Below are 26,886 nucleotides of genomic sequence, written 5' to 3'. Positions count from 1 at the left end.
CAGACCCGCGCCCGCGGGGATCGCGCATTGCAGGGCGGAAACAGGCGACGCCGGTCAAGGCTGCAGCGAGCGAAGCTCAGCTGCGGGTCACACCATCAGTGGAGAAATCCGGCGCAGGGCCACGACGGATCCTCCTCGGGTCACTTCTTCTTGAAGTCGTTGTGGCAGGACTTGCAGCTGTCGTACACCTTTTCGTACGCGGGCCCGACCTGCTCGAGCTCACGCGTCTGCGCCGCTGCAAGCAACGCGTCGGTCACCGCGAAGAAGGCCTCGCGCTCGCGCTCGAATTCATCTGCACGCTCCCACACCGCGGCCGTGGCCTTGGTCGGCGGATAGAGCGTATCGGCGGTGAAGTACGCCCACGGTGCATCCCGGCGCGCCACCAGTTCGGCGGACAGTTCGGCGAATCTTCCGGCGTCGTACTGTTTGTCGCGAAGCATGACGCCCATCGGCTCGAAGGCGCGGAGCATCGCCTTGAACGCGTCCTGGCGATGCTTCACCGGTTGCCCCGGCCCGGTATCCTCCACAGTCTGATTACAGGCAGTCAGGGCAAGCAGGACAAGAATGGAAGACAGGATCAATCGCGACATGCAGGGCATCCGGTGAGGAGTGGGTCGGGTAACAGGCAGCCCGATGGAGGGGCGCATTATAGGTGCTTCCACGGCGCCGGAAGTTCCCCTGCACCCGACTGGGGCGTTCAGACCGGCTTCTTCGGGATCACACCACCATCGGCGAGCAGCTGGCTCAGCGCGGCCTCGGGCACCGGCCGCGACAACAGGTAGCCCTGGAATTCGTCACACCCCTGAAAGCGCAGGAAGTCGAACTGGGCCTGGGTTTCCACGCCTTCGGCAACCACCGTCTTGCGCAGGCTCTGCCCGAGTGAGATCGCGGCACGGGCAATCATGGCCACTTCCTCTTCATGCTCAAGGTCGGTCACCAGCGAGCGATCGAGCTTGATGATGTCGAGCGGAAAGCGCCGCAGGTAGCTCAGTGACGAGTAGCCGGTGCCAAAGTCATCCATCGCCAGGCTGACGCCGAGCGACTTGAATTCGCGCAGGATACTGACCGCCCTGTCGCTATCGCCGAGAAAGACGGTTTCGGTCACCTCAAGCTCGACCTGAGATGGCGACAGACCGACTTCGCCCAGCAAGCAAGCGACATGCGCGACGACATCACCGCTCAGGAAGAGCCGCGGCGACAGGTTCACCGCCACGCGCAGGGGATGCTCGCGGCCGAGGTTCCAGCGCCGCGCGGCTGCAAAGGCCTGGCGCAGGATGGTCGTGGTCAGCGGGACGATGAGACCCGTCTCCTCGGCGACGGGAATGAAGCGGTCAGGACCGATGGACCCGAGCTGGGGGTCATTCCAGCGCGCCAGCGCTTCAACGCCAACGATGCGGCGCAGGTGGTTCACCTTCGGCTGGTAATGCACTTCGAAACAGCCCCGCTCGAGCGCGGCACGCATTGCCGCTTCAAGATTGAGCCGTTCTTCGGCGACCCGGTTGAGCTCCCGGGTGAAGAACTGGAAGTTGTTTCGCCCCCGATCCTTGGCCGCATACATTGCGACATCGGCGTGCTTGAGCAGGCTCTGCGCATCACGCCCGTCGTCGGGATAAAGCGCCACGCCGAGGCTCGCACCAACCTGGAATTCGCGCCCGGACAGCGCCACCGGGCGGCCGATCTCGGCCAGCACCCGGTCGAGTAGGGAGATGACGCTGCTGAGCTCGTCGTGATCGTTCAGCACCAGCACGAACTCGTCACCGCCCAGCCTCGCCACGGTATCCGAACTGCGCAGACAGCTTGAGAAACGTCCGGCGATCGCGGTGAGCAGATCGTCGCCAGCCTTGTGGCCCAGGCTATCGTTGATGAACTTGAAGTTGTCGAGGTCGATGAACACGACCGCCAGGCGGCAGCCAAGGCGCTCGGCGCGGGCAATGCCCTGATTGAGCCGGTCGCCCAGCAGCACCCGGTTGGGCAGACCCGTCAGCATGTCGTGATTTGCCTGACGCTCGAGCTGCGCCTGGTAATGCTTGCGCTCCGAGATGTCCTGCACCGTACCTTCGTAGCAGAGCAGCTCACCCTGCGGACCGCGCACGCTGTGCGCATTCTCCGACACCCAGATGCGCGAACCGTCATGGCGAAAGACTTCGGACTCGAAGTTGAGCACCTCGCCATGAGCCTGCATCAGGCGGTGAAATTCATCGCGCCGCTTCGGGTCGACATACAGGCGCCGCCCGATATCCGACAGGTTCTCGATCAGGGACTGGGGCGACGGGTAACCGTACAGCCGGGCCAGGGCCGGATTGGCCGCGAGGTAGCGCCCATCCTCCGTGGTCTGGAATATGCCCTCCGAAGCGTGCTCGAAGATGTTCCGGTAGCGGCTTTCGGCCTGCTCAAGCGCGCCGAGCGTTGCACGCCGCTCGGTGACATCCTCGATGAAGCCTTCGATGACGCACTCGCCATGCTCGTCGGCAACGGCCACACCGCGCTCGACCACCCACCGCAGTTCGCCACAGCGCTTGACGATGCGGTACTCCACGGCAAAGCGTCGCCCCCGGTCGGCCGCCTCGCGGATCGCCGCACGCACCCGGGGCCGGTCTTCGGCAAAGGTCAGTTGTTCCCACGAGATGCAGGTCTGATCGATCAGTTCCAACGCCGTGTATCCGGTCAGGCCTGCGCAGCCCTGACTGACGAAGATCATCGTCCAGTGTTCGTCGTCCACACAGCGGTAAGCCATGCCCTCGAGGTTGTTCATCAGGGTATCGAGGATGCGCGAACCGTCCAGCATCCTGCTCATGGTCACGTTCATGTTCATGTGCATGGACTCATTGCTGCGGTGGAAAGTTTTGGGAAGCACGGTGACTGTCGATGGGAACGGAGTAGTGCTCCCAAGCAAGGGGCAGGCCTGCCAGCAGCGCGCAGCCATCGTGCTGCACAAGCAGTGACACGCACCGCATCAGTGCGCTTCGTTCATATGCCGCCCCAGTCGTGTGCATCACGCACGGCACCGGCTTGCGCCCGGGGCGGTGGCCCCGTATCTTGTAAAAGAACGAGATGTGGTGTGCGCGCCGTGACGCGACAGGCACCTGAAAAAGGGAGAGTTATAGATGGCGCTCAAAAACAAGGTGCAGCTCATTGCCTATCCGAACCGGATCGGCACCCACCTGAACGATCTTGCCGATTTCATCGAACAGCACCTCGGCAAGGCGATCGGCGGACTGCACCTGCTGCCCCCCTTTCCGTCGAATGCCGACGGCGGCTTCTCGCCCCTGACGCACAAGGAGATCGATCCGGTCTTCGGCGACTGGGCAGACGTTGAGCGCATCGCCAGCCGTTACGACGTCTGTCTCGACCTGATTCTGAACCACATCTCGGATCAGTCGCTCGAGTTTCAGGACTTCAAGAAGAAGGGCAAGGCCTCCGAATACGCGTCCCTGTTCGTCGATGTCGACGCGCTGGGCGAAATCGGCCCTGACGATCTCGCCAAGATCCACATTCGCAAGGAGAAGGAGCCCTTCCGCGACGTCACCTTCGCGGACGGCACGCATGGCCGCGTCTGGTGCACCTTCAGCGAGAGCCAGATCGACCTCGACTACAACGCCGAGAAAACCTACGCGATGATGACCGACACCATCACCTTCCTCGGTGAACGTGGGGTCAAGCTGCTGCGACTGGACGCCTTCGGCTACACCACCAAGAAGATCGGCACCAGCTGCTTCCTGGTCGAACCCGATGTGTGGCGCATTCTGGAATGGTTCCGCAAGACCGCCGCCGAACGTGGCATCGAGATCATGCCCGAAGTCCACGACCACCCGAGCTATCAGTACGCGATTGCCCGCCGTGGCATGTGGGCCTACGCCTTCGCCCTGCCGCCCCTGCTGCTGCACGCGCTGATGGACCTCAACAGCAGCTATCTCAAGTCCTGGCTGCGGATGTGCCCGCACAATCAGGTCACCGTGCTCGACACCCACGACGGCATCTGCATTCCCGACGTCGAGGACATCCTGCCGCGCTACCACGTCGAAGCGGTCATCAAGAACGTCTCCGATCGCAGCGCCGACCCCATCCTGCGCCGCTCGGCGGCCAATGCGCACAGCGTCGGCGCCATCTACCAGCTCACCTGCACCTTCTTCGAAGCCCTGCAGTGCAATGACGACGCCTATATTGCGGCGCGCGCGATCCAGATGTTCGCGCCCGGCATCCCGCAGCTCTATTACGTCGGCCTGCTGGCCGGTCGCAACGACTTCGAGCTGATGGAGAAAACCGGTGAGGCGCGCGACATCAACCGCCACTACTACACCGTGGACGAAGCGGTCGCAGCCCTCGGCAGCGAAGTCGCCCAGCGCCAGTACAAGCTGATGGAACTGCGCTCGACGCACCCGGCCTTCGACGGCGAATTCGAGCTGCATTACTCGAACGACTCCAGCGTGTCGATGGGCTGGCGCAACGGCCCGCACAGTGCGCTGGTGTTCGTCGACCTGAACTTCCGCACCGCCACGGTGACCTGCACGGACTCGGACACCGGCCACGAGATCAGCTACCGGGTCTGAAGCCGCACGCCGATGTCGATTTTCGAGATCCTCGCCGAACAACGCATCGCAGACGCCATCCGTCGCGGCGAGCTGGACAACCTGCCCGGCGCGGGGCGTCCGCTCGTGTTCGACGACGAACTCTTCTTGTCCGGTGAACAGCGCATGATCAACCGGGTGCTCAAGAACGCCGGATTCACCCCGCCCGAGGTACGACTGCGCAAGGAACTGGCCGACCTGCGGGAGGCCCTCGCACGGAACCCCGATGACGAGCAGCGGACGCTGCTTCAGCGCGAACTCAACATGGTGCTGCTCAGACTGGGCGCACTGCGCCGCCACTGACACCCTCGCCCGGCGACACGCGCAGCGGGTGCGTTTCCGCACGGTGTGCCACGCAAAATTTTTTATCCGAACGTGCAAACTGATCACGGCAAATCCGGGCCTTTGCGATACTCTCAGCGGTATACGAAACAAGAGTGTATGCGGCGAAGGCGCGATGATCATGAGGGCTGCAGACAAGAGCGCTAACCGGCTGCAGTTGCAGCCACATCCCCCCGCTTCCGCGGCCTGCGGCCTGCCACATCGCGGGGATCCGCTGCGACCGGAATGACACAGATGCAAGCGGACGCAGCCTCCACATCGCCTCCACCCGCCGTACGCCGCGACGCAGCGTGGCAGTTCGCACGCATGGCCCGGGACTACTGGAACTGCGAGCGCAAATGGACCGTCCGCGGCGCGGTGCTGTCGCTGTTCGTGCTCACCGCGGCCCAGGTCGGCCTGGTCATCTGGGTCAGCTACTGGCATCGCGAGCTCTTCGACGCGCTTGAGGATCGCTCGCTCAGCGAGTTTCTGCGCCTGATCCTGACCTTCCTGCTGATCTTTGCCCTCACCATGGGGGTCACCGCGCTGCACATGCACGTCAAGCGCTGGGTCCAGCTCGACTGGCGACGATGGATGACAAGCCTGCTGCTCGACGAATGGCTGTCGCACGCCAACCATTACCGCCTGCAGTTCTCCAGCGGCGAGCACGACAATCCGGACGGGCGTATCGCCGAGGACATCCGCATCGCCACCGAGGCTGCAGTCGGGCTGGCGCATTCGCTGCTGTACTCGATTCTCATCCTCGGCAGCTTCATCGACATCCTGCTCAGCGTATCGGGAAGCGCGAACCTGCCCGGCACCGAGTACTCCGTACCGGGTTACATGGTGCTGATGGCTTTCGTCTATGCCGGTGTTGGCACGATTTTCGGCTTGCTGCTGGGGCGACCGCTGATCCGCACCACCAACCGTTTGCAGTCAGTTGAAGCCAGCCTGCGCTTCGGCCTGGCGCGCGCCCGCGAACACTCCGAAGCCATTGCCCTGATGCATGGCGAGCCATTGGAGCGGCGCAGTGCCGATCGCCTGTTCAAGGACGTCGGTCGCGGCTGGGACCGCCAGACCTTTGCCTATCTGGGCATCATCTCGTTTTCGACCGGCTACGGCACGCTGCTGCCGGTGTTTCCGATCCTGATCGCCGCGCCGCAGTACATCGCCGGTGCAATGAGCCTCGGCTTGCTGATGCAGGCCGCACAGGCCTTCCAGCGCCTGACCTCGGCGCTTTCGTGGCCGATCGACAACCTCGGCGAGCTGGCACGCTGCCGCGCCTCCATCGACCGTATCGTCAGCCTGCATGAGGAAATGCTGGAGCTCGAAGCGCAGGATCGGCAGAAAGTGACCGGCAAGGAAAAGATCGAGCTGCAGCAATCGGTCCACGCCGAACTCGACATCCGCCACCTGCAACTGGCCTCGCCTTCGGGGCAGGTGCTGCTGGACGATTTCAACCTGCACGTACGACACGGCGAACGCATCCTGATCACCGGCGACCCTGCGGTCACCATCAGCCTGTTCAAGGCCGTGGCCGGACTGTGGCCCTGGGGCAGCGGCGTCATCAGCCTGCCTGCGGGACACAACATGATGTTCATTCCGCAGCGCCCCTTCCTGCCCGAAGGCAGCCTGCGCGCGGTGCTCAGCTACCCGCATGACGCCAGCCACTACACCGCTCCCTGTCTGCACCGTGCCCTGGAGTGCGCCGGCATTGCCTGGCTTGCGCCCCGGCTGGACGATCATGACGACTGGGGACGGGCACTGCCACTGCGGGCACAGCAGCGCCTCGGCATCGCACGGCTGTTCCTGCAGCAGCCGGGCTGGGTCTTCATCGAGGAAGCGACCGACGCCTTCGATGCCAAGGACGAAATCGACACCCTGGAACTGCTGCACCATGAGCTGCCCAGTGCGACCCTGCTCAACATCAGCCTGCACAACGGCCTCGATCACTTCTACGACCGCAAGCTGGTGCTCAATCGCCTGCGCGGCGGACGCGTGCGTCCGCCACAGGCGGCTGCGACCGAACCCAAGACCGGCGCGGCAGGCACCACCGCGCCGGCGACGAAGCTCTTACCGGAAACTTGACGGCAGCCAGCCGCGCTCGACCGACTCGCGCAAGCACCAGGCGGGCGTGGTTTCGGTCTTGTAGCTCCAGAAGAACCAGCCGAACAGCTTCTCGAAGGCCAGCAACTGTGCCGAGGCATAACCACGGCTGGCCACATCCTGCTGGAACGCGTCCATGTGCTCGAGCGCGTGGTTGTATGGCCCTTCGGCCCACAGCGACACCACCCGCAGATCCAGCCCCAGGCTCCACTCTCCGCACACCGCGGGCAAGCCCATCGCGGCGTTGATCGAATCGGCCTCGTCGCGCCACTCGACGGCAGCCTTGGTCATGTGGCCGTAGATGTCGGTATCGATGTCGCGGCGGTCGAAGCACTGGTAGCGGTGGTAATCGAAGATCACGTTCTGCCACTGCGGCGCCTGCATGAAGCCAAGGAACTCGCGGTAGGAGCGGAAGCCGTCATGAAACACCACCGCCACGCGCTCTGCCGGACAGTGTTTGCGGATGCGGTCGTAGGCCGCAAGGTAGTAGGCCTTCAGGTACTCGGTCGGCACGTCCCAGCGCGGCTCGTTGAGCACCTCGATCGCATGCAGCGCGGGGTGCGCGCGGTAGCGCTCGGCCAGGCGCTCGAGCACCAGCAGGGAATGCTCAAGGTACTCCGGTTTGGTATGCCACTCGACCACCCCCATGATGCCGCCGTTGTCAAAGCCGTTCTGGCACCCTGGCGCGGCATGGAGATCGAGCATGACCCGCAGGCCGAGCTTCTGCGCCCAGTCCATCGCCCGGTCGAGCACATCGATGCCGCCGGTGACGAAGGGGTGGCGGTTCTCGCCATAGCTGGGGTGGTAGGGATAATCGGGGCCGAAGATCCAGTGCCCGACCGGAATCCGCACCGCATTGAGACCGCGCTCGGCAATCCAGGCGAAGTCCTCGTAGGTCACGAAGCTTTCCCAGTGCTTGCGCAGCCTGTCGCTCGCTCCCGAACCCATCTCCGCACACCAGGTGGTTTCATCGGTCGCCGCCAGCCCCTCGAACACGCTGGGCACCATCCACTTTTCCAGCAACAGCCAGCTACCGAGGTTGACGCCACGCAGTTTCATGCCTGTCGCATCCATCGCACACCTCCCGCAAAAGGGTCATCTTCACGCGCCCTGAACAAGGAACGCACATGCGCTGCCATGCCGACAAGATTACGCCTGGGCGCGCGCCTTGGGGCGATTACCCGCGTCATCCGGCGCGAAAATCCTCGCGCAGAATCCACTCGCCGGCGGCATGCACGAAGCCTACAATCGACGACGCAGCAGGATCGCAGAATGGCACCCGGGAGCCGCGAGAAATGAAGAACAAATGGTGGCGCGAAGCGGTTGTGTATCAGCTCTACCCGCGCAGCTTCATGGACACCAACGGCGACGGCATCGGCGATCTGCCCGGCGTGCTCGCCCGCCTCGACTATCTGCAATGGCTCGGCATCGCCGTGATCTGGCTGTGCCCGATTTTCCGCTCGCCGAACGACGACAACGGCTACGACATCTCGGACTATCAGGCCATCATGGACGAGTTCGGCACCATGGCCGACTTCGACCGCCTGATGGCCGAGACCCGGCGCCGCGGCATGCGCATCATTCTCGACCTGGTGGTCAATCACACCAGCGACGAGCACCCGTGGTTCATCGAGTCGCGCAGCTCGCGCGACAACCCGAAGCGCGACTGGTACGTGTGGCGCGACGGCAAGGACGGCCACCCGCCCAACAACTGGGAGAGCATCTTCCGCGGGCCGGCCTGGCAGTACGACGCCGCCACCGGCCAGTACTTCCTGCACCTGTTCACCGCGCGCCAGCCCGATCTCAACTGGGAGAACCCGGACGTGCGCGGCGCCATCTGCGACATGGTGCGGTGGTGGATGGACAAGGGCGTGGACGGTTTCCGCATCGACGCCATCACCCACATGAAGAAGGCGCCCGGCCTGCCCGATGTGCCCGGTGCGCCACCTCACAGACCTGCGCCGGCCTATGACTTCCACATGAACGTCGACGGCGTGCTCGACTACGTCGACCAGATGGCCCGCGACGCCTTCGACCACGGCGACATCATGACGGTGGGCGAAGCCAACGGCATCAGCGCGCATCAGGCCGAAATCTGGGTGGGTGACACCCGCGGGCGGCTGTCGATGATCCTGCAATTCGAACACTGGCACCTGTGGTCGGGCAACCCGCGCGCCGGGCTCGATGTGCGCCGGCTGAAGACCATCCTGAGCCGCTGGCAGCGCGAGCTCGACGGCCGCGGCTGGAACGCGCTCTACCTCGAGAACCACGACCTGCCCCGCGTCGTATCGCGCTGGGGCGACCCGCGCCATCACCGCCACGCCAGCGCCACCGCACTCGCCGCGATGTACTTCCTGATGCAGGGCACGCCCTTCATCTACCAGGGGCAGGAGCTCGGCATGGCCAACACCGTATTCCACAGCCTGGCCGACTTCGACGACGTGTTCGCCCGCCACCGCATCGCCGAGATGCGCGCCAGCGGCATGAACGAAGCCGCCATCTTCGACGAGATGGCGCTCACCGCACGCGACAATTCACGCACGCCAATGCCTTGGGACGACAGCCACAACGCGGGCTTCAGCACCGGCAGGCCATGGCTGCCGCTTAACCCCGACTACCCTGAGGTCAACGTCGCGCAGCAGCAGCGCGATCCGCACTCGGTGCTGAACTTCTACCGCAGCATGATCGCCCTGCGCGCCGCCGAGCCGGCGCTGGTGCATGGCCGCTACACGCTGCTGCTCAGGGACAACCCGCAGATCTACGCCTACACCCGCGTGCTTGGTGACGACGGCTTCGTGGTGATCTGCAACCTCAGCGCGCGGCCGGCACGCTACCGCCATGCCGGCTTCACCCTTCGCCATGCCGATTGCGTACTGACCAACACAAAATTCACATCGCATGACGATTTAATGTCTTTTGAATTGAGTGAATATGAAGTACGCGTGTATCGGATTTCCCCGCACGGGTCCGATAACCTAAACTAGCGGGCTCACTGTCACTGGAACACGATCATGTCCGCCATACCCGCCTGCCCCCAATGCACCCTGGAGAACACCTATCCGGACGGCGAAAACTACGTGTGCGCGGACTGCGGCTACGAATGGCCGATGGCCGAAGTGGCCGGCGCCGACGAAGATGACGAGGCTGCTGTAAAGGATGCCAATGGCAACGTCCTCGCCAACGGCGACTCGGTGGTGCTGATCAAGGACCTGAAAGTCAAAGGCTCGTCGACCACACTGAAGGTCGGCACCAAGGTCAAGAGCATCCGCCTCGTCGGCGGCGATCACGAGGTCGATTGCAAGATGGACGCCGGCAACTTCATGCTCAAGGCCTGCTACCTGCGCAAGGTCTGAGCCCGGGCGCATGCCCTCCGGGGCGGCAGGCAGAGCGCGCATTGTTCGATTACGAATGGATGGATAACGCCATGAAAAGACTGCTTCTGCTTGCTGCCCTGCTCACACCCCCCGCCCTCGCACAGGACACGCGCTTTCTGGCGCCGCTGCCGCCCGCAGCACAGGAGACCCTGCGCAAGGAAATGCTCGACAACCTCATCGCCCTCAACGAGATCATCACCCTGATGGCATCCAACAAGGTGCGCGAAGCCGGCGAAGTGGCCGAACTGCGCCTTGGGCAGACCGCCATGGGCAAGAACGCCGCCCTGCCCTACGACGCCCGCCCCGGACCGCAGATGCCGATCGAGATGCACGGCCTCGGCCGCGACGGACATGCCGCCGCCAGCGCGTTTGCCCGCGCAGCCGCCACCGGCGATGCCACCAAGGCCATGGCCGCCCTGCCCAGGCTGACGGGCTCCTGCGTGGCCTGCCACGCCCTCTATCGCACGCGCTGAACGTTCCGCGAACCGCCCCTCGAACCGCCGGGCGTCTGCCATACCTGGTGTGCCGGGGCCGGCCGCAAGCGCAGCCGGCATCTTCGGACGGCCTTCACCGACTTCGCCAGTTCCCGCGTCTGCTGCAGGAAAAATGCAGCGTCGTCTTCGTCACGGGTCGCGCCGCTCCGCGCGTGACACACCACTTTTCCCTCGCAGTGCAGCATGCTTCGTTTCAGTGCGCACCCGCGCCGTGCAGGCTCCATTAACCCCATTTTCTCTTATCACTCAATACCTTGCAGCGCACAATGCTGGTGCCCTAAGTACGACGAACGCACCACATTGGAAACAATAATTTCAATCTTGCGATTCTGAAATTTGTGTTTTAGAGTGAATTCAACACGTCGCCCCGACGACAGCGAAACACTCTTCACATTATTCAGGAGTCATGCATGAGCTTGACCGCGTTGGCGCAAAGGATGGAAGGCATCGGTCGCCGCTTGAACCGGGTGGTCGAATGGCTGTGCGCCGGCCTGATCGCGGTCATGGTACTGGTGGTGTGGCTCGGTGTCGGCGGGCGCTACTTCACCCAGGACGGCATCAGCTGGACCGAAGAGCTTTCGCGCTACCTGATGATCTGGGCGGCCTTGCTGGCTGTCTCATGCGGCGCATGGTGGCGCGAGCATGTCGGCCTCGACCTCATCCCCTCCCGCCTTCCCGAGACCGCACGCCGCTTTCTGAAGCTGGCCACCGATGGCCTGACCGTCGGCTTCTTCGTCTTCATGTTCATCTACGGCATCGACATGACGCTCGAGGGGCGCACCCAGTTCTCCACCCTGTTTGGCATGACGATGGAGATCCCCTTCGCCGCCGTGCCGGTGTCCTCGGCGCTGGCCGCCTTCCAGTTCGGGGTGCGACTGCTCACCGACTTCGTCAACCTGCCGCGCGCCGAAACGGCCGCTGTTCCCTACTGAGCCCGCCACCATGTGGATTGTTGCAGTCGCCTTCTTTGGTCTCATGTTGCTGGGCATGCCGATCGGCGTCGTCATCGGCATCTCTGGCGCGATCGGGCTGGTTCAGCTGGGCGACGTGTCCTTCCTCGCCATGGCGCCCAAGCGCTACTTCGAAGGCCTGGACATGTTCACCTTCATGGCCATGCCCTTCTTCATCCTCGCCGGCGAGTTGATGAACGCCTCCGGCATCACCCAGCGCCTGATTGCCTTTGCGCTGTCGCTGGTCGGCTATCTGCGCGGCGGCCTCGCCCACGCCAACATGGTGGCCTCGGTGCTGTTCGCCGGCATGACCGGTGCCGCCGTGTCGGATGCAGCAGCGATGGGCAACACCCTGGTGCCGGCCATGGTGAAACAGGGCTACAGCAAGCCCTTCGCCTGTGCGGTGACCGCAGCGGGCTCGATCATCGGCCCCACCATTCCGCCATCCAACCTGATGGTGATCTACGGCTCCATCATGGGCGTGTCGATTGCCGGCCTGTTCGCTGCCGGCATCGTGCCCGGCCTGCTGATCTGCGCCATCTGCATGGCGGTGATCGCCGCACTCGGCAAGAAGCTCGGCCTGCCCAAGGGCGAGAACCGCCCCAGCCTGATGTCCATTCTGGTCAGCTTCAAGGACAGCCTGATCGGGCTCACCATGCCGGCGATCATCCTTGGCGGCATCCTGTTCGGCATCGTCACCCCCACCGAGGCGGCCTCGATCGCAGTGGGCTATGCGATGTTCGTCGGTTTCGTGATCTACCGCAGCCTCACGCTGCGCCAGGTCGGCATCATGCTGATCCGCACCGCGCGGATCACCGGCAGCGTGTTCCTGATCATTGCCGCCGCCTCCATCCTGTCGTGGTGGCTGACCTTCCACCAGATCCCGCAGATGATCGCGCAGGCCATGCTGTCAGTGGCGTCGAGCAAGGAAGGCGTGCTCGGCCTCATCCTGTTGCTGCTGCTTTTCGTCGGCATGTTCCTCGACATCACCGCCGCGCTGATCATCCTCGCCCCGGTGCTCGGCCCGCTCACCGCGGCCATCGGCATCGACCCGGTTCATGCCGGAATCATGATCATCCTCGCGCTCAACATCTCGCTGATGACCCCGCCGGTCGGCGCCTGCCTGTTCGTGCTGTGCTCGGTCACCGGTGAGCGGATGGAACGTATCGCCCGCGCCCTCATGCCATTCCTGCTTGCCGAGGTCGCGATCCTGTTCCTGATCACCTACTGGTCAGATCTCACCCTGTTTGTCCCCCGCCTGTTCGGTTACGTCCAACCTTAAGGAGTTGCATCCATGAAGCTCAAGACCCTGCTTACCGCCGTCGCCACCACCATGGTCTTTGCCGTTGCTCCGGCGCACGCTGAAAAAGTGCTGAAACTGCACCACCTCAACGTCGATGATCCGTTCGAGAGCACCACCGGTGCACTTGTCACCGTGTTCAAGAACCTGGTTGAAGCCGGCACGGGTGGCTCGGTGAAGGTGCAGACCTTCCCCAGCGGCCAGCTCGGCAAGGACAACGAGGTGCTGTCTCAGGTCAAGGCCGGGCTGGTGCAGTCGGGCGTGTTCTCGGTGGGTGGCTTTGCCAGCACCTACCCGATGATCGGCGTGCTCGACATGCCCTTCGTCTTCCCCGACATCTCCACCACCTACACCGTGTTCGACGGCCCCTTCGGCAAGAAGCTGGGCGACGACATCGAGAAGAAGACCGGCATGGAAGTGCTCGGCTTCGGTGACTCGGGCGGCTTCTTTGCCATCACCAACTCCAAGAAAGCGATCAAGACCCCGGACGACATGAAGGGCCTGAAGATCCGCACCCAGACGCTGGAATCGCACAAGCGCGTGATCAGCAGCCTCGGCGGTCAGCCGGCGGCCATCGCATGGGCCGAGGTCTACACCGCACTGCAGACCGGCGTTGCCGACGGCCAGATGAACCCGATCCCCATCGTGGCCATGGCCAAGTTCAACGAAGTGCAGAAGCACATCACCCTGACCGACCACCTGTTCGCACCGTATGTGTGGGTGATCAACCGCAAGTTCTTCGACAGCCTGACGCCTGAAGAGCAGGTGGTGGTGAAGAACGCCGCCAAGAGCGCCATCGTTGCCAACCGTGGCATCAGCCGCATCATCGAAGCTTCGTCCAAGGGTCTGCCGGAACTGGCCAAGACCATGACCGTGACCACGCTGACCGCCAAGGAGAAGGCCGCTTTCCGTGACGCTGCTCAGCCGGCCGTGAAGGCCTACATCGTCGATACCTTCGGCAAGGAAGGCGAAGAGATGCTGGGCGCCCTGCAACAGGCTGTCGAGGCCGCCTCCAAGTGAGCATGTCCATGTCCACGCTAGACCTTCCCGGTCAGCTGGCCGTCCTGCCGCTGGCGCATTGCGCCGGCGTGGCAGGGCCGGCAGCAGGCCCCTACCCGGATCGGCTCAAGCCCATCCTCAGCCTGGCCGCACACGCCGAAGCCATGACCGAGATCAGCGAGTGGCCCGGCTACGCGCCGACGCCGCTGGTGAACCTTGCCGGCATGGCCCGCGCCGCCGGCGTGGATGCCATCCACTACAAGCACGAGTCCAGCCGTTTCGGCCTCGGCAGCTTCAAGGCCCTGGGCGGCGCCTACGCCGTGCTGCGCCTGCTGAAAAAGGAGATCCTGCGCCGTACCGGGCAGGACGCCAGCAGCCGCGACCTGATCGACGACAAATTTGCCGACATCGTTTCCGGCATAACCGTCACCTGCGCCACCGACGGCAACCACGGCCGCTCGGTGGCCTGGGGGGCACAGACCTTCGGCTGCAAGTGCGTGATCTACATTCACGCCACCGTGTCCGAAGCTCGCCGCGAAGCGATCGCCCGCTATGGCGCCGAGGTAATCCGCACCACCGGCAACTACGACGACGCCGTGCGCACCGCTGACGTCGACGCCAAGGCGCACGGACGCTTCATCGTCTCCGACACCTCCTACCCCGGCTATACCGATGTGCCGCGCGACGTCATGCAGGGCTATTCGGTCATGGTGGAAGAAGCGCTGCGCCAGTGGCCGGAAGACCAGCCCCCCACCCACGTCCTCATCCAAGGCGGCGTTGGCGGACTGGCTGCAGCCGTGTGCGCGCAGATGTGGGAGCGCCTCGGCGACAAGCGCGGCCGCTTCATCGTGGTCGAACCCGATCGCGCCGCCTGCCTTTACGCATCGGCGCTGGCCGGCGCCCCGACCGCCGTCCACGGCGATCTCGACACCCTGATGGCGGGCCTGGCCTGCGGTGAGGTATCACTGATCGCGTGGGAAGTGCTCGAGGCCGGCACCAGCGACTTCCTCACCATCCCCGACGCAGCGGCCGTCACCGCCATGCGCCTGCTGGCCGATGCGCCCTTCGGCGACCAGCCGCTCGCCGCCGGCGAATCCGCCGTTGCCGGGCTTGCCGCGCTGCTGATGGCGTGCTCCCGTCCGCAGATGGCAGCCACCCTTGGCCTCGGCCCGGACAGCCGGGTGCTGCTCTTCGGCAGCGAAGGCGCCACCGACCCCGAGTTGTACACCAAGCTCGTGGGGCGCAGCGCCGAGGCGGTGGAAGGACAGTCTGGAGCAAGATCATGAGCGCCACCCTGCGCATCAAGGGCGAACGCCTGCAACAGCGCATCGCACAGCTGGCCGAAGTCGGCGCCATCGACGGCGGCGGTTGCGCCCGTCTGGCCCTGTCCGACGAGGACAAGGCCGGGCGCGACCTGGTCTGCGACTGGATGCGCGAACTCGGGCTCAGCCTGACGGTGGACGCCATCGGCAACGTGGTCGGCACCCGTGCCGGCCGCGTGCCGGGCGCTGCGGTGATGACCGGCTCGCACATCGACACCGTGCGCACCGGCGGCCGCTACGACGGCAATCTGGGCGTGCTCGCCGGGCTGGAAGTGATTGCCAGCCTCAACGACGCCGGCATCGAGACCGAACGCCCGCTCGCGGTGGCCTTCTTCACCAATGAAGAGGGCGCACGCTTTGCCCCCGACATGATGGGCAGCCTCGTGTTCACCGGTGAGCTCGCGCTCGACGATGCGCTGCAGACGCAAGGCATCGACGGCAGCACCGTGGCGGACAACCTCGCCCGCATCGGCTATGCCGGCACCGCACCGACACCGGCCGCCGCACCGCACGCCTTTGTTGAACTGCACGTGGAGCAAGGCCCGGTACTCGACCGCGAAGGCATCGAGATTGGCGTCGTTGAATCCGTGCAGGGCATTTCCTGGACCGAGATCGAGATTCTCGGCACCTCCAACCACGCCGGCACCACGCCAATGTCGCTGCGTCGCGACGCGGGTTGGGCGGCGGGATCGATCATCAGTTTCGTGCGCGAACTGGCGCAGGAGTTTGGCGGCGACCAGGTCGCCACCGTCGGCCGTATCGAGTTCTTCCCCAATCTGGTCAACGTGGTGCCCAACCGCGCCGTGCTCACCGTCGACCTGCGCAACACCGACGAAGCCCTGCTGCAACGCGCCGAATCCCGGCTGGCCGCGCACCTCGACGCCCTGCGTGACGCCGAGAAGGTGGACATCAACACCCGCAAGCTCGCCCGCTTTGCCCCGGTGCCCTTTGCCCCGGAAATGACCGACCGCATCGAACGCCACGCCCTCGCCCAGGGCCTGAGCACCCGGCGCATGCCCAGCGGCGCCGGCCACGACGCGCAGATGATGGCCCCGGTGTGCCCGACGGCCATGATTTTTGTGCCCAGCGTCGACGGCATCAGCCACAACGTCCGCGAATACACCCACCCCCAACATATCGAAGCCGGAGCCAATGTGCTGCTCGCCGTTCTGTGCGAACTCTCGGGCGCCACACTGCCGGCAGGAGAACCCGCATGAGCCGCAAGATCACCGTCGGCGCCGCCCAGCTCGGCCCCATCGCCCGCACAGAGTCGCGGCGTCAGGTCGTCGCGCGCATGATCGACCTGATGCGCGAAGCCAAGTCCCGTGGCTGTCACTACGTGGCCTTTCCCGAACTGGCACTCACCACCTTCTTTCCGCGCTGGTACACCGAGAACCAGGCCGAGATCGATGCCTGGTTCGAAACCGAGATGCCCGGCCCGGAAACGCTGCCCCTGTTCGAGGAAGCCAAAAAGCTCGGCATCGGCTTCTACCTCGGCTACGCCGAACTGGCGCAGGAAGACGGCGTCACCCACCACTACAACACCTCGATCCTGGTCGACCCGACCGGCACCATCGTCGGCAAGTACCGCAAGGTGCACCTGCCCGGCCACCGCGAGAACGAACCCTGGCGCGCCTTCCAGCACCTCGAAAAGCGCTACTTCGAGCGCGGCAACCTCGGCTTCGGCGCCTGGCGCGCGCAGGCCGCCGCAGAAAAGGGCATTTTCGGCATGGCGCTGTGCAACGACCGTCGCTGGCCCGAAACCTACCGCGTGCTTGGCCTGCAGGGCGTGGAAATGGCCTTCATCGGCTACAACACCCCCATCCACTACCCGCCGGTGCCCGAGCACGACCACCTGCAAGGCTTCCACAACCACCTGGTCATGCAGGCTGGCGCCTATCAGAACGGCATGTGGATCGTCGGCATCGCCAAGGCCGGCAAGGAAGAAGATTGCGATCTGCTCGGCCAAAGCTGCATCATTGCGCCCACCGGCGAAATGGTGGCGATGTGCTCCACGGTGGAAGATGAACTGGTGACCTCGGTGTGCGACCTCGACCGCTGTCGCGAGCTCAAGGACAATGTCTTCAACTTCGGCCTGCATCGCGAACCGGAAACCTATCGCCTGATCGTCGAAACAAAGGGCCCAGTCGAACCCGCCTGAGCCCTTGCCGGCGCCGCGGGTGGCGCCGGCAGCAACACCCCGTCCATGAGAACCCACGCCCGAGAGCAGCCCCGCGCATGACGCCCAAGCCCGCCAAACGCTTCAAGCCGATCGACGAACGCATCGAAGCGCTCAGCGAAACCCTGCCCGACTCCGAGCACAAGCTCGCGCAGCTGCTCACCGCGCAACCCGCCCTGCTCGCCACCCACTCGGCCACCGAGCTCGCGGCCATCGCCGGCAGCTCCAAGGCCGCGGTAACGCGCTTCATCCAGCGTGTTGGCTACGACGGTTTCGCCTCCGCCCGGCGAGAGGCACGCGAAGCACAGCGCTGGGGTGCGCCCGGCCTGCAAGCCGCATCCGATCTGCCCGCCGCCTCGGAAGAAGCCTTCGGCGAACACCTCAGGCGTGACCTGCAGAACCTTGCCCGCACCTTCGAGAAGCTCACCAGCGGCGTCGTAGAGCCCGCCATCACCAGCCTCGCCCGCGCCCGCCGCGTTGGCGTGGTCGGCTACCGCAACAGCCACGCCTTGGCGCAATACTTCGCCCGCCAGCTCGTGCTGCTCAAGGACCACGTCGCCCTGCTCCCCCAGGCCGGCCAGACCATCGGCGAAGACCTCGCCGCCTTCGGCCCCGACGACATGCTCGTCATCCTCGCCTTCCGCCGCCGCGTGCCAGTGGTCGCGGAAATCGCCCGCCACGCCAAGAAAGCCGGCGTGCCGGTGCTGGTGCTGATGGACGCAACAACACCGGCAAAAGAAGTCGACGCCACCTGGCGCATCGCCTGCGAAACGAGCGGCTCCGGCCGATTCGACTCCTACGCCGCGGCAATGAGCGTACTCAACCTGCTCGTATCAGCACTGGCAAACCGGCCGGAAGTCGAGGCGGGCAACCGGCTGCGGGCAGCGGAAAGGCTGCATGAGGGGCTGGAAGAGCTGTAGCCATCGCATCAAGGACGATGCAGTGCAGATTTCGCGGTTGCGGTTTCAGCAGTGATCGTCAGCTTGAAGGAACACGAGATGCCACAGTGCATCATCGAGCACTCGCCGGACCTCGATAGCGGCCAGCTAGTCAGTGAGGTCTTCACCGCGGCCCTGAATTCCGGCCTTTTCGATCCGGAGGGCAAAGACATCAAGGTGCGGGCGCTGAGCTTCGGCAGCTATCTGACTGGGCAACAAGAATCTGCCTTCATTCACGTTGTGCTGAAGATCCTGTCCGGGCGGACCCTTGAGCAGCGATCACACTTAGTCAGTTCTGTTGTTGCGCGGTTACGCACGCTTGGCTTCAGTGGCACCTCGATTACGGCTGAAGTTGTGGAGATGGAAAGGGGTAGCTATTGCAAGGTGGTCGTGTAGTTGAAAGCTGGTGCTGGCGAGGCCGATCAATCGACTCAGCCCCCTTTGATCCCTAGTCTTTGCAGGTCTGATTTGGCACTTAGCCTCCGATTAGATACCTAACGTAGAGCTAACCGGCGCTGCGCGGCTTTATCGCGCAGCGTCCAGCGACTGAAAGGAGCGAGGTTGAGCGCCGGGTTGCGCAACAGCGGCTCATTTGAGGGCACGAAGCAGCTTCAATGTGGCTTCACCGAGCCTTCCGTCGCGAGGAATGCCGACAGCACCTTGATTAGGGGCACCAGCGAGTTCTTCAACGAATGCGGCAGAATCGTAGATGATGTTTCGAATTTCATTCCAAGTGATCTTGAGCGGACCAAATACGTCCTTATCGGATAGGCCGGCATCAACATGAGCGACCAACTTGTGGCGCACCGTAACGAGTGGAGCCGCGCGACGAGCCAACTCCGAGAAGCGTGACTCAATATTCTGAAATCTCGTCGGGTCGGTGCAGCCGCGTATAGCGGCCAGATAGGTTGGTAACGACGATGAGTCGGAACGTTTGTCAAATAGGTGAGCCAAGTAAATGAAGCAAGCCGTGTAGTGGGCGTCTTGTGATGCACGGAAGAAGTCGTTGTGTTCATTCATGACACCAACGTATTGCGGCTTACCGTCACTCATTTGTGCCCACCAAACGTCGTAGTGGGCTTTGGCGCCTGTTGCCGAGCTTATGAGGTCAGCAAGTATCTTCGATGGTTTCATTGAGGTGCTCAACGGCGCGCTCTGCGGAAATTCAGGAGTCCCAGCGAATAAATTTTCCGTAGCAGCGCCTTGTTATGCATTAGGCTTTGGCTCCGTCCCTACGCCAGCAATGCTTACTTCAAAGCCTCTTTGCGATAAATTTTCGAACGCCTTTGACAGATTAACTTTACTAAAGAATGGCAGATTTCTCTTTAAGCTTGCTGAATTCTCTCCCAGAATCAAAAAAACAACTTCAACACCATCGCTTTTAAAGCTATCAAGAGGGACACTATCCTGCAAGCCGCTACTCACTCGCCTTAAAACAGTTCTTGCTTTTTTCCTGAACTCTTTGTCGCCGATTAGAATCTCAGCTGAGACACTGCCTTGTGCGAAAAGGTGACTTAAACCAGCTGATCCGCCTTTCCTATGTTTAACATGAATAAATTTCTTGTTATCTGTCATTAAATCACATAGCTCGATAGGCGTAGTGGTTCTATTGCTCTTTATCAATTTCTTATCAAGCAAATGATAGCCATGACTAATCGAAGCGCGCTCGTTGTAATCACCCTCTGATTCAATCTTTGATTTTTCTTTTCCGTCTTTGACTTCGTCCCATACATAAACCCTAGGAAAAGATAAAGACGATATATTTATTTGATCCAGCGTAGAGTCGACTCTAGCCACAAAATTATTATCGATTTCATACCATAATCCCGCAAAAAATATGTAGGATTTATCTGCTTCCTTATGTTCGAAATAGATGCTCTTATATATTTGATGCTCATACTCATTTTCATGAACATCATAAACAAATACTCTGTCACGTTTGATTGAGTCAACCGAAATTGTCACTGCATCTATGTTGTCGAGATACTCTTTCGGATCAATTGTTGGCTTTATGACGCTCTTAGTACGACTGAAGCTGAAACCATAAATGCTGTCCCATTGAATAACCTCGGGAATAGTTATGGTTATCTCGGTGCTCTTTGCTTTGATCTTGTCGATTAACTTAGAGTCTAACCGATCAATTTCGGATTTCTCTTTGACCTTCCTAATATTATCGACCCAAGAGAAGTTGCTTTTATATGAATCATTTTCATAGTATCCAGAGAGCAAATCAACTAGCTTGGATATTTCATTCACATCCATTTCTACGCCAAATGAATAAACAGCATCCCCGCCGGAGATGTTCTTCAAGTTCACTCCATCTTTAGGTGAGCCAGTGACAGCTCTGAGAACATCCCTCGAAATGTCAATACCAAATACACCGACAGAAGACTCTCTAGAAGCTTGCGACTTTTTCTGGACTGCCTGTTCCTCTAGCGTGAAAAGGTCAACGCTTCGCAAACTGTCATGATTAAGTGTGTTAAGCGCTGTTTTTATCCCAAAATCATGCACGAAATATTTCGTATCTATCAGGAATCGACCATAGCCGAAGGTAAAAGCCACTGTAGCTGTGGATGTTTTTATAATAAGAACTGCTGAGCTGGAACGATTAGCAAGCTCATCTAGTGAAACGCCTGCAATACTCTCCGTAAAACCACTCCATTTTGGCTTTTTCTCTGCAGGTACTTTTACGAATAGACTTCCTTCAAGCTCATGTTTTCTATCAAGTTCATAAGCATTAACTTGAGACGCTTGCTTTAGGTAGTCTGCTGTATTCAGCGAAGCATGCTCATCTTTGGCCAAGAATGCGTTCAAATATAAGTATGGCTTTTTATCTTCCACTGAAATCAAATCCTTGCTGATGCATAACGTTTGACATGAGGGGCGGCCGAGGGCGATAGCCCTTGGACGTCCCTATCGATGGAAGGGTTAGGCCGCACCGTTCACCTCTTCAGCAGCTTTTCCAAAGACTGGCGAAGCCTCTCCACTTCTTCTGCGACTGGATCATGGGTCACGGCGCTGTGCATGAGCGGGCGAAGATCAACCGTCGTGGCCTCTGCATAGGTTGCTCCAGAGAAGGAGTAGGAAGCCTGCACTGCGAACACTTTGGGGCATGAGTCCTCGACTCCTTCGCCGAGAACCTTGTGCCCGACACCCAGAACAAACTGAAGCTTCACGCCTGGAGCTAAGCATTCAATGGTTTGTGTGAAGGCTGGAAGTTTCGCGAGATTCTGGTTCTCATGCTTCTCGGCATGTTGGTAGAAATCCTTGTCGAGCGTGAGTCGTAACTTCTCGGCGGGCGACTTGCCCGTGTTTTGTACCTCTAAGAGCAGCAACGTTGTTCCAGTTCGTGCGAATGCCGCTGTCACGATGTATGGACGAAGCTGCGCTTCGGTTTGCTCCTTCATTGCAGACACGACCGCTTGATTGGCGCGCAGGATCTTGAAGGTTGCCCAAGCGTAGAAAGCCGTTATGAGTACGAGCGCGAGAGTGAGCCAGTCTGTATTTGTGAGCGTGGTACTCATAGAGCGTTCCTGTGCGGCCTAACGTGTTGCAGACCGCAAATCTGCGGACTCATCTGCTGCGTTGCGGTACATCTGGCCCGAACCGCAGCCGTAAGCATCTGATGTAATTTATTTTTCATGACAAGCCATGTTTATTAACATTTATAAACAGCCTGACAAACCACGCGCGGATCCTTGAGAGGCGCCAACTCCCTCGTGACAGTTCATTCACTTTCTCGACAAGTTTCGAACACGCAGTCGCCATAAACATTTCAGCTATCAATATGATCCTCAATATGCTTTTTGGGCTCGTGTTTGCATGCAAGGTTCGGATTCGGTTGAGAATGCAAAGTCCCCTCAAAACCCACATTTCAGCCCCCACATCTCATCCTTAACTTCCTTTCTCCGCGTCTTCAGCCGCTCCTGCTGCTGCGCACTGAGTCCCCTGCGTGCTGCAGCATCTATCCGCGCAACCTCCTTCTCCAAGCCAGCGCACAGCACAACATTCCCGCTACCAAGACTCGGTGTGCGCGAAACGAATCCAACCCTGCCACCTTCAGCCTGCGCCAGTGGTGCTGGTGCAGGGGCTGACCTCGCAATGGGCGGTGGGCTGACGACGCTCATGGTGCCGCGGTCGACTTGGGCCTGGCGGGCGCCCGATGGGCAGGGGCTGGACTGATAGGTGACGGTGCCACGGTGTTCGCAACGGAATAGCGCGTTGGCCTCTGGTGCGGGACGGGTTGCTTTCGGGGGCGGTGCTGGAGTCTGTGCGAATGGGCGTGCGGGTGGCTGTGCTGGCTGAACATGCGGAGCAATCGTCGCCACGGGCTGTTTGTTCGCATCCCACCACAGGAACACACCAGCCCCCGCTGCAATCAGCAGTGTCAGACCTATCGCAAGCGCTCTCTCGTTCGCCAATCTGCTCTCCGGAAGTTCGTCCCGTGCTTGCTCGCGATCAGCCAACGCGCGTTCAATGGGTTCAGGCTATGAAATAGCACATGGCAATAATGCGAGGCAAGTACTACCTTACATGCCGTCAGCACATCACCGCTGCAAGCGCTATGCCTAAAGCAAAACGGACCACCCGAAGGCAGCCCGCTTTTCAAAGGGGTCAGAGTCGTTTGAAGCCGCAGGAAAAGCCAGAGCGGTCGGAGCATCTTGGCATTTGCGCATCCGTGAAAGGATCAAACGACTCTGACCCTTTTGATTCTCTGACCCTTTTGATTCTTCCTTGAAGGGGAAATTGCCCGCGTGCGGCGGAGCAACGGCATGAAAGCAGATGGTCTGAGAGGTTGCGGCTGCGCGCTCTATGGCTTTCGTCCAATTTACATCGCCCCGAAAGATAGCGACGATGCAGAGCCCCTTTCAGTATCACGACTGTTCCTGTTTACAGGGCGTTTCCGGGCAAGGATCACGACCCGACATGGTCACAAAGCTGAACTCTCTTGCCGATTACAAGCGGGCGCTGCTGCTGCCTCTTGCCGCAGGCTTGCTGACCTTGCTGCTGGTGGTCGGCGTGGCAGAGTTCTTGCGCGAACGCGGGGCGATCGACGAACAGCGTGCGATTGCGGTTGAAGGCGTCAAGTCCGCCCTGAAACTTGCAATCGACCGGGACTCCGACAAGCTTAGCGGCCTGCTCGAAGTGCTCACGCGAAATGCCAACTTGCAGCAGGCCTTCGTCCGCCGTGATTTTAACGGACTGCTCGCGGTGGCACAGCCCTATTACGACGTCCTGCGCGCCAGGCACAACATCACCCATTTCTACTTCATTGCGCCGGATCGCCGCATGTTCCTTCGCGTGCAGGCTCCGGAACGCCGCGGTGACGAGATCAACCGCTACACGCTCAGCGAGGCCGAGCGCACGGGCAAACCGAGCGCTGGCCTGGAGCTGGGGCCGATGGGCATCTTTACGCTGCGCGTGGTCCATCCCTGGACTGACGCCACCGGCCAGCGGATTGGCTACATCGAACTCGGAATCGAGATTGACCGCACACTGGAGCAATTGCATTCGCTGACCGGCGTAAGGCTCTATTCACTGATCGAAAAGAAATATGTCCAGCGCGAGCGCTGGGAGGCCGGCATGCGCATGATCGGGCGCAACCACGACTGGGACCGTTTTCCCGACCACTTGGTGGTGGGGCGTCCCGAGGGCTCCGACCGTACCGATATTCCACACAGCCTGCTGCTGGCTGCGACCTCTTCCACCGAAGTAACACGTGCGCGGGTGGCCGCACGCAGCCTGGTCGTGGAGGCCACGCCACTGAGCGACGCGTCCGGACGCAGTGTGGGACGGATGCTGCTGGTGATGGATGTTTCTGCAAGCGAAGACCGATACGGCCGCGCGATTGCACTCCTGGTGGGGGCGGGCCTGCTGATCGGGCTGGGCACGCTGCTGATTGCCGACCGGGTCATCACCCATGTCTATCTCCGCCTGAACGAAACCCGGCAAGAGCGCGATGACTATTTGGAGCGCGCAGAGCGCGATGCGCTGACCGGCCTGCTGCGGCAGGATGTCTTCATGCGGGCCCTGCACAATGAATTGCAGCGCATCCGCCACGATGACAGCACATCCGGACTGCTGATGATCGACATCGATTTCTTCAAGCGGGTCAACGACACTTACGGCCACCGCAGCGGCGACCACGTGCTGCAGTCCGTGGCCCGCCTGATACGTGACTGCGTGCGTCCGCAAGACCTCGTCGCACGCTACGGCGGGGAGGAATTCACCGTCATCCTGCCCGCCGCAGGGCACGACACCGCCTGGGCTGTCGCCGAGCGCATCCGCAGCAGCGTCGAGCAGTTTCCCTTTCTGGTCGACGGCACAACGCTGAAGATCACCCTGAGCATCGGCATCAGCATCGCGCACGGAGGCGGCACGACCACCGAAGCCCTGATCCGAACCGCCGACCGTGCGCTCTACGATGCAAAGAACAGCGGCCGCAACCGCATCATCAGTCACGCAAGGAGCTGAGGCACGCCTCCTCCCAGAAGAACCGCGCACGCAGGATCAAAGGGCTCAGACGCCTTCGTTCGAGGAAAAACGGGTAGCGAGGAGCGCCGGCTGACCGCGCCCCCACCAATGAGGGACGGCCCCTGCGCCAGCTGAAGACGGCATCCATGCTGTCCGCCCCCATTGGTACTGCGGTATCGTCTATCGTATCGGGGGCGACGCGATGCGGATTGCGCGGTCGCGGTTTGACTACTGAGCGTTTGAGCCAGGGCGCTCCCCGCATTCCTCAGGCCAGGGACGTTTCATCCAGGGAACACAATATGCCACATTGCATCATCGAGCACTCGACAGACTTTGATAGTGACCAGCTGGTGAGCGAGGTATTCACTGCAGCCCTGCAGTCCGGTCTTTTTGGCACGGATGGCAATGACATAAAGGTGCGGGCACTGAGCTTCAGCAGCTATCTGACAGGTCCGCGGAAATCCGCTTTCATTCACGTTACGCTGAAAATCCTGTCCGGGCGGACACCCGAACAGCGATCACATCTGTCCAGTACCGTTGTCGCGCAATTGCGCGCACTTGGCTTCAGCAACACCTCGATCACAGCCGAAGTTGTGGAAATGGAACGAGCTAGCTACGGCAAAGTGATCGTATAGATGAAAGCCGCTGCCAACGCCACCGATCAAACGACTCTGACCCCTTTGATCCCGTCAAGATGGCCGGACCCATGCCACCTGAACGCCAGCGCCTGATCCAGTCCCTGTTCGAGGACTACATCGAGATGTATGCCTCGCGCGACGAGCGCCTGATAGCGAGCTTCAGCGAAAATTTCAGTGGCTACGCAGGCAGCAGCGATCTTCTGGTCACCGACAGGGCTGAGTGGATTCGCATCACCAAGCTGGATTTCGCACAGGTGCCCGAGCGCCTCCACATCGAAATGCTGGATCTGGCGCTTCAGGATCTGGCCGACGATGTGGTCGCGGTGACCGCTTTCTTTCACATCCACCTTCCCTTTCCGGAAAACATTCTGGCGCGAGAAACAGCGCGCCTGGTGCTGGTCTTCCGCCTCGAAGGCGATGCCTGGAAAATTGCACACAGCGGCATCTCAATTCCATTCGGTCTCGCCGGGGACGATGAAATCTACCCGATGGTTAACCTGCGTGAGCGCAATCGCGAACTCGAAGCGCTGATCGAAACGCGCACTCACGCCCTGGCGGAAGCAAACAGAAAGCTTGAGGCTTTGAGCAACACCGACGGCCTGACCGGCGTCGCCAACCGCCGGAGCTTCGATCAGGCGCTTTCCCGGGAATGGGACCGCGGGCAGCGCTCCGGCGCGCCGCTGTCGCTGATCATGCTCGACGTCGATCTGTTCAAGCATTTCAACGACACAAATGGACACCTCGCAGGCGACGCGTGCCTGCAGGCGCTGGCCAGGTTGCTGGCGCGGTCGGGACGCCGCGCGGGAGACCTGGTGGCACGTTTCGGCGGCGAAGAGTTCGTGGTGCTATTACCCGAGACTGGCGAAGATGACGCAGTGAAGTTCGCCACCCATCTGCTGGATGAAATCCGTTCATTGGCACTGCCACATGCCGGCGTACCCGCAGGCATCGTCACCGCCAGCCTTGGCGTGGCCAGCCTGACGCCTTCCCGGCACAACCCACCCGAGTATCTGGTGGAGCGAGCCGACCGGGCGCTGTACCGCGCCAAACAAGCCGGGCGCAATTGCATGTGCGCCGCCGACGGGCCGGTCATGGACTGAGGCAACATCGACGGCATCGTGCAGGCGATCAAAGATTCGGGCCAAGACTTTCAGCGCCAAGATCACTCATTCCGGTCGCGAGGATCAAACGACTCTGACCCCTTTGATCTGCTGCCGGCATGGGCG

General features: G+C 61.6%; 23 protein-coding genes. 17 read left to right on the top strand and 6 right to left on the bottom strand.

From position 1 onward, the window contains the following. Positions 1-140 precede the first annotated feature (140 nt). Both AC22G6_RS16985 and AC22G6_RS16980 read right to left on the bottom strand, forming a co-directional pair. A complete protein-coding gene (locus tag AC22G6_RS16985) occupies positions 141-590 on the bottom strand; it encodes a c-type cytochrome (RefSeq protein WP_487367754.1) in 450 nt (149 codons plus the stop codon). A gap of 107 nt (positions 591-697) precedes the next feature. Beyond that, a complete protein-coding gene (locus AC22G6_RS16980) occupies positions 698-2,812 on the bottom strand; it encodes a putative bifunctional diguanylate cyclase/phosphodiesterase (RefSeq protein ID WP_487367753.1) in 2,115 nt (704 codons plus the stop codon). 292 nt (positions 2,813-3,104) lie between these two features. Here AC22G6_RS16980 and gtfA point away from each other — a divergent pair, with 292 nt between their 5' ends. From gtfA to AC22G6_RS16965, 3 genes are all read left to right on the top strand, one after another. Then, complete coding sequence (gene gtfA / locus AC22G6_RS16975) at positions 3,105-4,547, top strand: sucrose phosphorylase (RefSeq protein WP_487367752.1); 1,443 nt, start codon at positions 3,105-3,107, stop codon at positions 4,545-4,547. Between the two features lie 12 nt (positions 4,548-4,559). Further along, the gene (locus AC22G6_RS16970; protein WP_487367751.1) at positions 4,560-4,868 is read left to right on the top strand and encodes a DnaJ family domain-containing protein; all 309 of its coding nucleotides are present in this window, start codon (positions 4,560-4,562) and stop codon (positions 4,866-4,868) included. A gap of 273 nt (positions 4,869-5,141) precedes the next feature. Next, positions 5,142-6,974 carry an ABC transporter ATP-binding protein/permease gene (locus AC22G6_RS16965; protein WP_487367750.1) on the top strand — a complete coding sequence of 611 codons (1,833 nt, stop codon included), beginning with the start codon at positions 5,142-5,144 and terminating at the stop codon, positions 6,972-6,974. Here AC22G6_RS16965 and AC22G6_RS16960 read toward each other — a convergent pair. Further along, a complete protein-coding gene (locus AC22G6_RS16960; RefSeq protein WP_487367749.1) occupies positions 6,960-8,066 on the bottom strand; it encodes a glycoside hydrolase family 5 protein in 1,107 nt (368 codons plus the stop codon). The genes AC22G6_RS16965 and AC22G6_RS16960 overlap by 15 nt on opposite strands. Positions 8,067-8,287: 221 nt before the next feature. Between AC22G6_RS16960 and AC22G6_RS16955 the strand changes: the two genes are divergently transcribed. The 11 genes from AC22G6_RS16955 (at position 8,288) to AC22G6_RS16905 (ending at position 18,944) form a co-directional block, all read left to right on the top strand. Beyond that, positions 8,288-9,976, top strand: a complete 1,689-nt coding sequence (locus tag AC22G6_RS16955) for a glycoside hydrolase family 13 protein (RefSeq protein WP_487367748.1) — start codon at positions 8,288-8,290, stop codon at positions 9,974-9,976. Between the two features lie 27 nt (positions 9,977-10,003). Beyond that, entirely contained in the window at positions 10,004-10,345 is a 342-nt protein-coding gene (locus AC22G6_RS16950) for a zinc ribbon domain-containing protein YjdM (RefSeq protein WP_487367747.1), read from the top strand. A 71-nt stretch (positions 10,346-10,416) separates the two neighbouring features. After that, the gene (locus AC22G6_RS16945; RefSeq protein ID WP_487367746.1) at positions 10,417-10,839 is read left to right on the top strand and encodes a cytochrome C; all 423 of its coding nucleotides are present in this window, start codon (positions 10,417-10,419) and stop codon (positions 10,837-10,839) included. A 431-nt stretch (positions 10,840-11,270) separates the two neighbouring features. Then, entirely contained in the window at positions 11,271-11,792 is a 522-nt protein-coding gene (locus AC22G6_RS16940; protein ID WP_487367745.1) for a TRAP transporter small permease, read from the top strand. Positions 11,793-11,802: 10 nt separating this feature from the next. Next, positions 11,803-13,092: a TRAP transporter large permease gene (locus AC22G6_RS16935; protein WP_487367744.1), complete on the top strand. Its 1,290-nt coding sequence runs from the start codon at positions 11,803-11,805 to the stop codon at positions 13,090-13,092. Positions 13,093-13,104: 12 nt separating this feature from the next. Then, positions 13,105-14,130 carry a TRAP transporter substrate-binding protein gene (locus AC22G6_RS16930; protein WP_487367743.1) on the top strand — a complete coding sequence of 342 codons (1,026 nt, stop codon included), beginning with the start codon at positions 13,105-13,107 and terminating at the stop codon, positions 14,128-14,130. A gap of 8 nt (positions 14,131-14,138) precedes the next feature. Further along, the gene (locus AC22G6_RS16925; RefSeq protein WP_487367742.1) at positions 14,139-15,395 is read left to right on the top strand and encodes a diaminopropionate ammonia-lyase; all 1,257 of its coding nucleotides are present in this window, start codon (positions 14,139-14,141) and stop codon (positions 15,393-15,395) included. Continuing rightward, positions 15,392-16,648 (top strand): Zn-dependent hydrolase, encoded by a 1,257-nt coding sequence (locus tag AC22G6_RS16920; protein ID WP_487367741.1) that lies wholly within the window; start codon positions 15,392-15,394, stop codon positions 16,646-16,648. The genes AC22G6_RS16925 and AC22G6_RS16920 overlap by 4 nt, the downstream gene beginning before the upstream one ends. Further along, positions 16,645-17,592 carry an N-carbamoyl-D-amino-acid hydrolase gene (locus tag AC22G6_RS16915; RefSeq protein WP_487367740.1) on the top strand — a complete coding sequence of 316 codons (948 nt, stop codon included), beginning with the start codon at positions 16,645-16,647 and terminating at the stop codon, positions 17,590-17,592. Before AC22G6_RS16920 ends, AC22G6_RS16915 begins: the two co-directional genes overlap by 4 nt. Positions 17,593-17,669: 77 nt before the next feature. Beyond that, positions 17,670-18,530, top strand: a complete 861-nt coding sequence (locus AC22G6_RS16910; protein WP_487367739.1) for a MurR/RpiR family transcriptional regulator — start codon at positions 17,670-17,672, stop codon at positions 18,528-18,530. Positions 18,531-18,608: 78 nt separating this feature from the next. Then, positions 18,609-18,944, top strand: a complete 336-nt coding sequence (locus AC22G6_RS16905; protein ID WP_487367738.1) for a 5-carboxymethyl-2-hydroxymuconate Delta-isomerase — start codon at positions 18,609-18,611, stop codon at positions 18,942-18,944. 192 nt (positions 18,945-19,136) lie between these two features. Here the strand turns inward: AC22G6_RS16905 and AC22G6_RS16900 are convergent, their stop codons facing one another. The 3 genes from AC22G6_RS16900 to AC22G6_RS16890 all read right to left on the bottom strand — a co-directional run bounded on the left by AC22G6_RS16900 (position 19,137) and on the right by AC22G6_RS16890 (position 22,072). Continuing rightward, positions 19,137-19,682, bottom strand: coding sequence for an AbiU2 domain-containing protein (locus AC22G6_RS16900; RefSeq protein ID WP_487367737.1), 546 nt, complete (start codon positions 19,680-19,682; stop codon positions 19,137-19,139). 72 nt (positions 19,683-19,754) lie between these two features. Further along, complete coding sequence (locus tag AC22G6_RS16895) at positions 19,755-21,389, bottom strand: TIGR04141 family sporadically distributed protein (protein ID WP_487367736.1); 1,635 nt, start codon at positions 21,387-21,389, stop codon at positions 19,755-19,757. Positions 21,390-21,490: 101 nt separating this feature from the next. After that, positions 21,491-22,072, bottom strand: coding sequence for a hypothetical protein (locus tag AC22G6_RS16890; RefSeq protein WP_487367735.1), 582 nt, complete (start codon positions 22,070-22,072; stop codon positions 21,491-21,493). 1,402 nt (positions 22,073-23,474) lie between these two features. Here AC22G6_RS16890 and AC22G6_RS16885 point away from each other — a divergent pair. The 3 genes from AC22G6_RS16885 to AC22G6_RS16875 all read left to right on the top strand — a co-directional run bounded on the left by AC22G6_RS16885 (position 23,475) and on the right by AC22G6_RS16875 (position 26,760). Further along, entirely contained in the window at positions 23,475-25,022 is a 1,548-nt protein-coding gene (locus AC22G6_RS16885) for a GGDEF domain-containing protein (protein ID WP_487367734.1), read from the top strand. Positions 25,023-25,168: 146 nt separating this feature from the next. After that, the gene (locus AC22G6_RS16880) at positions 25,169-25,657 is read left to right on the top strand and encodes a 5-carboxymethyl-2-hydroxymuconate Delta-isomerase (protein WP_487367733.1); all 489 of its coding nucleotides are present in this window, start codon (positions 25,169-25,171) and stop codon (positions 25,655-25,657) included. A 71-nt stretch (positions 25,658-25,728) separates the two neighbouring features. Next, positions 25,729-26,760: a GGDEF domain-containing protein gene (locus tag AC22G6_RS16875; protein ID WP_487367732.1), complete on the top strand. Its 1,032-nt coding sequence runs from the start codon at positions 25,729-25,731 to the stop codon at positions 26,758-26,760. Positions 26,761-26,886: the final 126 nt, after the last annotated feature.

Source organism: Parazoarcus sp. PS-13 R2A, assembly GCF_057621855.1.
This window is presented reverse-complemented; position numbering and strand designations above follow the sequence as displayed.

What these genes read in the sequence shown, in the direction of transcription:
- AC22G6_RS16985 (WP_487367754.1), bottom strand. Translation starts at nt 590, where the DNA reads ATGTCGCGATTGATCCTGTCTTCCATTCTTGTCCTGCTTGCCCTGACT.
- AC22G6_RS16980 (WP_487367753.1), bottom strand. Translation starts at nt 2,812, where the DNA reads ATGAACATGAACGTGACCATGAGCAGGATGCTGGACGGTTCGCGCATC.
- gtfA (WP_487367752.1), top strand. Translation starts at nt 3,105, where the DNA reads ATGGCGCTCAAAAACAAGGTGCAGCTCATTGCCTATCCGAACCGGATC.
- AC22G6_RS16970 (WP_487367751.1), top strand. Translation starts at nt 4,560, where the DNA reads ATGTCGATTTTCGAGATCCTCGCCGAACAACGCATCGCAGACGCCATC.
- AC22G6_RS16965 (WP_487367750.1), top strand. Translation starts at nt 5,142, where the DNA reads ATGCAAGCGGACGCAGCCTCCACATCGCCTCCACCCGCCGTACGCCGC.
- AC22G6_RS16960 (WP_487367749.1), bottom strand. Translation starts at nt 8,066, where the DNA reads ATGGATGCGACAGGCATGAAACTGCGTGGCGTCAACCTCGGTAGCTGG.
- AC22G6_RS16955 (WP_487367748.1), top strand. Translation starts at nt 8,288, where the DNA reads ATGAAGAACAAATGGTGGCGCGAAGCGGTTGTGTATCAGCTCTACCCG.
- AC22G6_RS16950 (WP_487367747.1), top strand. Translation starts at nt 10,004, where the DNA reads ATGTCCGCCATACCCGCCTGCCCCCAATGCACCCTGGAGAACACCTAT.
- AC22G6_RS16945 (WP_487367746.1), top strand. Translation starts at nt 10,417, where the DNA reads ATGAAAAGACTGCTTCTGCTTGCTGCCCTGCTCACACCCCCCGCCCTC.
- AC22G6_RS16940 (WP_487367745.1), top strand. Translation starts at nt 11,271, where the DNA reads ATGAGCTTGACCGCGTTGGCGCAAAGGATGGAAGGCATCGGTCGCCGC.
- AC22G6_RS16935 (WP_487367744.1), top strand. Translation starts at nt 11,803, where the DNA reads ATGTGGATTGTTGCAGTCGCCTTCTTTGGTCTCATGTTGCTGGGCATG.
- AC22G6_RS16930 (WP_487367743.1), top strand. Translation starts at nt 13,105, where the DNA reads ATGAAGCTCAAGACCCTGCTTACCGCCGTCGCCACCACCATGGTCTTT.
- AC22G6_RS16925 (WP_487367742.1), top strand. Translation starts at nt 14,139, where the DNA reads ATGTCCACGCTAGACCTTCCCGGTCAGCTGGCCGTCCTGCCGCTGGCG.
- AC22G6_RS16920 (WP_487367741.1), top strand. Translation starts at nt 15,392, where the DNA reads ATGAGCGCCACCCTGCGCATCAAGGGCGAACGCCTGCAACAGCGCATC.
- AC22G6_RS16915 (WP_487367740.1), top strand. Translation starts at nt 16,645, where the DNA reads ATGAGCCGCAAGATCACCGTCGGCGCCGCCCAGCTCGGCCCCATCGCC.
- AC22G6_RS16910 (WP_487367739.1), top strand. Translation starts at nt 17,670, where the DNA reads ATGACGCCCAAGCCCGCCAAACGCTTCAAGCCGATCGACGAACGCATC.
- AC22G6_RS16905 (WP_487367738.1), top strand. Translation starts at nt 18,609, where the DNA reads ATGCCACAGTGCATCATCGAGCACTCGCCGGACCTCGATAGCGGCCAG.
- AC22G6_RS16900 (WP_487367737.1), bottom strand. Translation starts at nt 19,682, where the DNA reads ATGAAACCATCGAAGATACTTGCTGACCTCATAAGCTCGGCAACAGGC.
- AC22G6_RS16890 (WP_487367735.1), bottom strand. Translation starts at nt 22,072, where the DNA reads ATGAGTACCACGCTCACAAATACAGACTGGCTCACTCTCGCGCTCGTA.
- AC22G6_RS16885 (WP_487367734.1), top strand. Translation starts at nt 23,475, where the DNA reads ATGGTCACAAAGCTGAACTCTCTTGCCGATTACAAGCGGGCGCTGCTG.
- AC22G6_RS16880 (WP_487367733.1), top strand. Translation starts at nt 25,169, where the DNA reads ATGCTGTCCGCCCCCATTGGTACTGCGGTATCGTCTATCGTATCGGGG.
- AC22G6_RS16875 (WP_487367732.1), top strand. Translation starts at nt 25,729, where the DNA reads ATGCCACCTGAACGCCAGCGCCTGATCCAGTCCCTGTTCGAGGACTAC.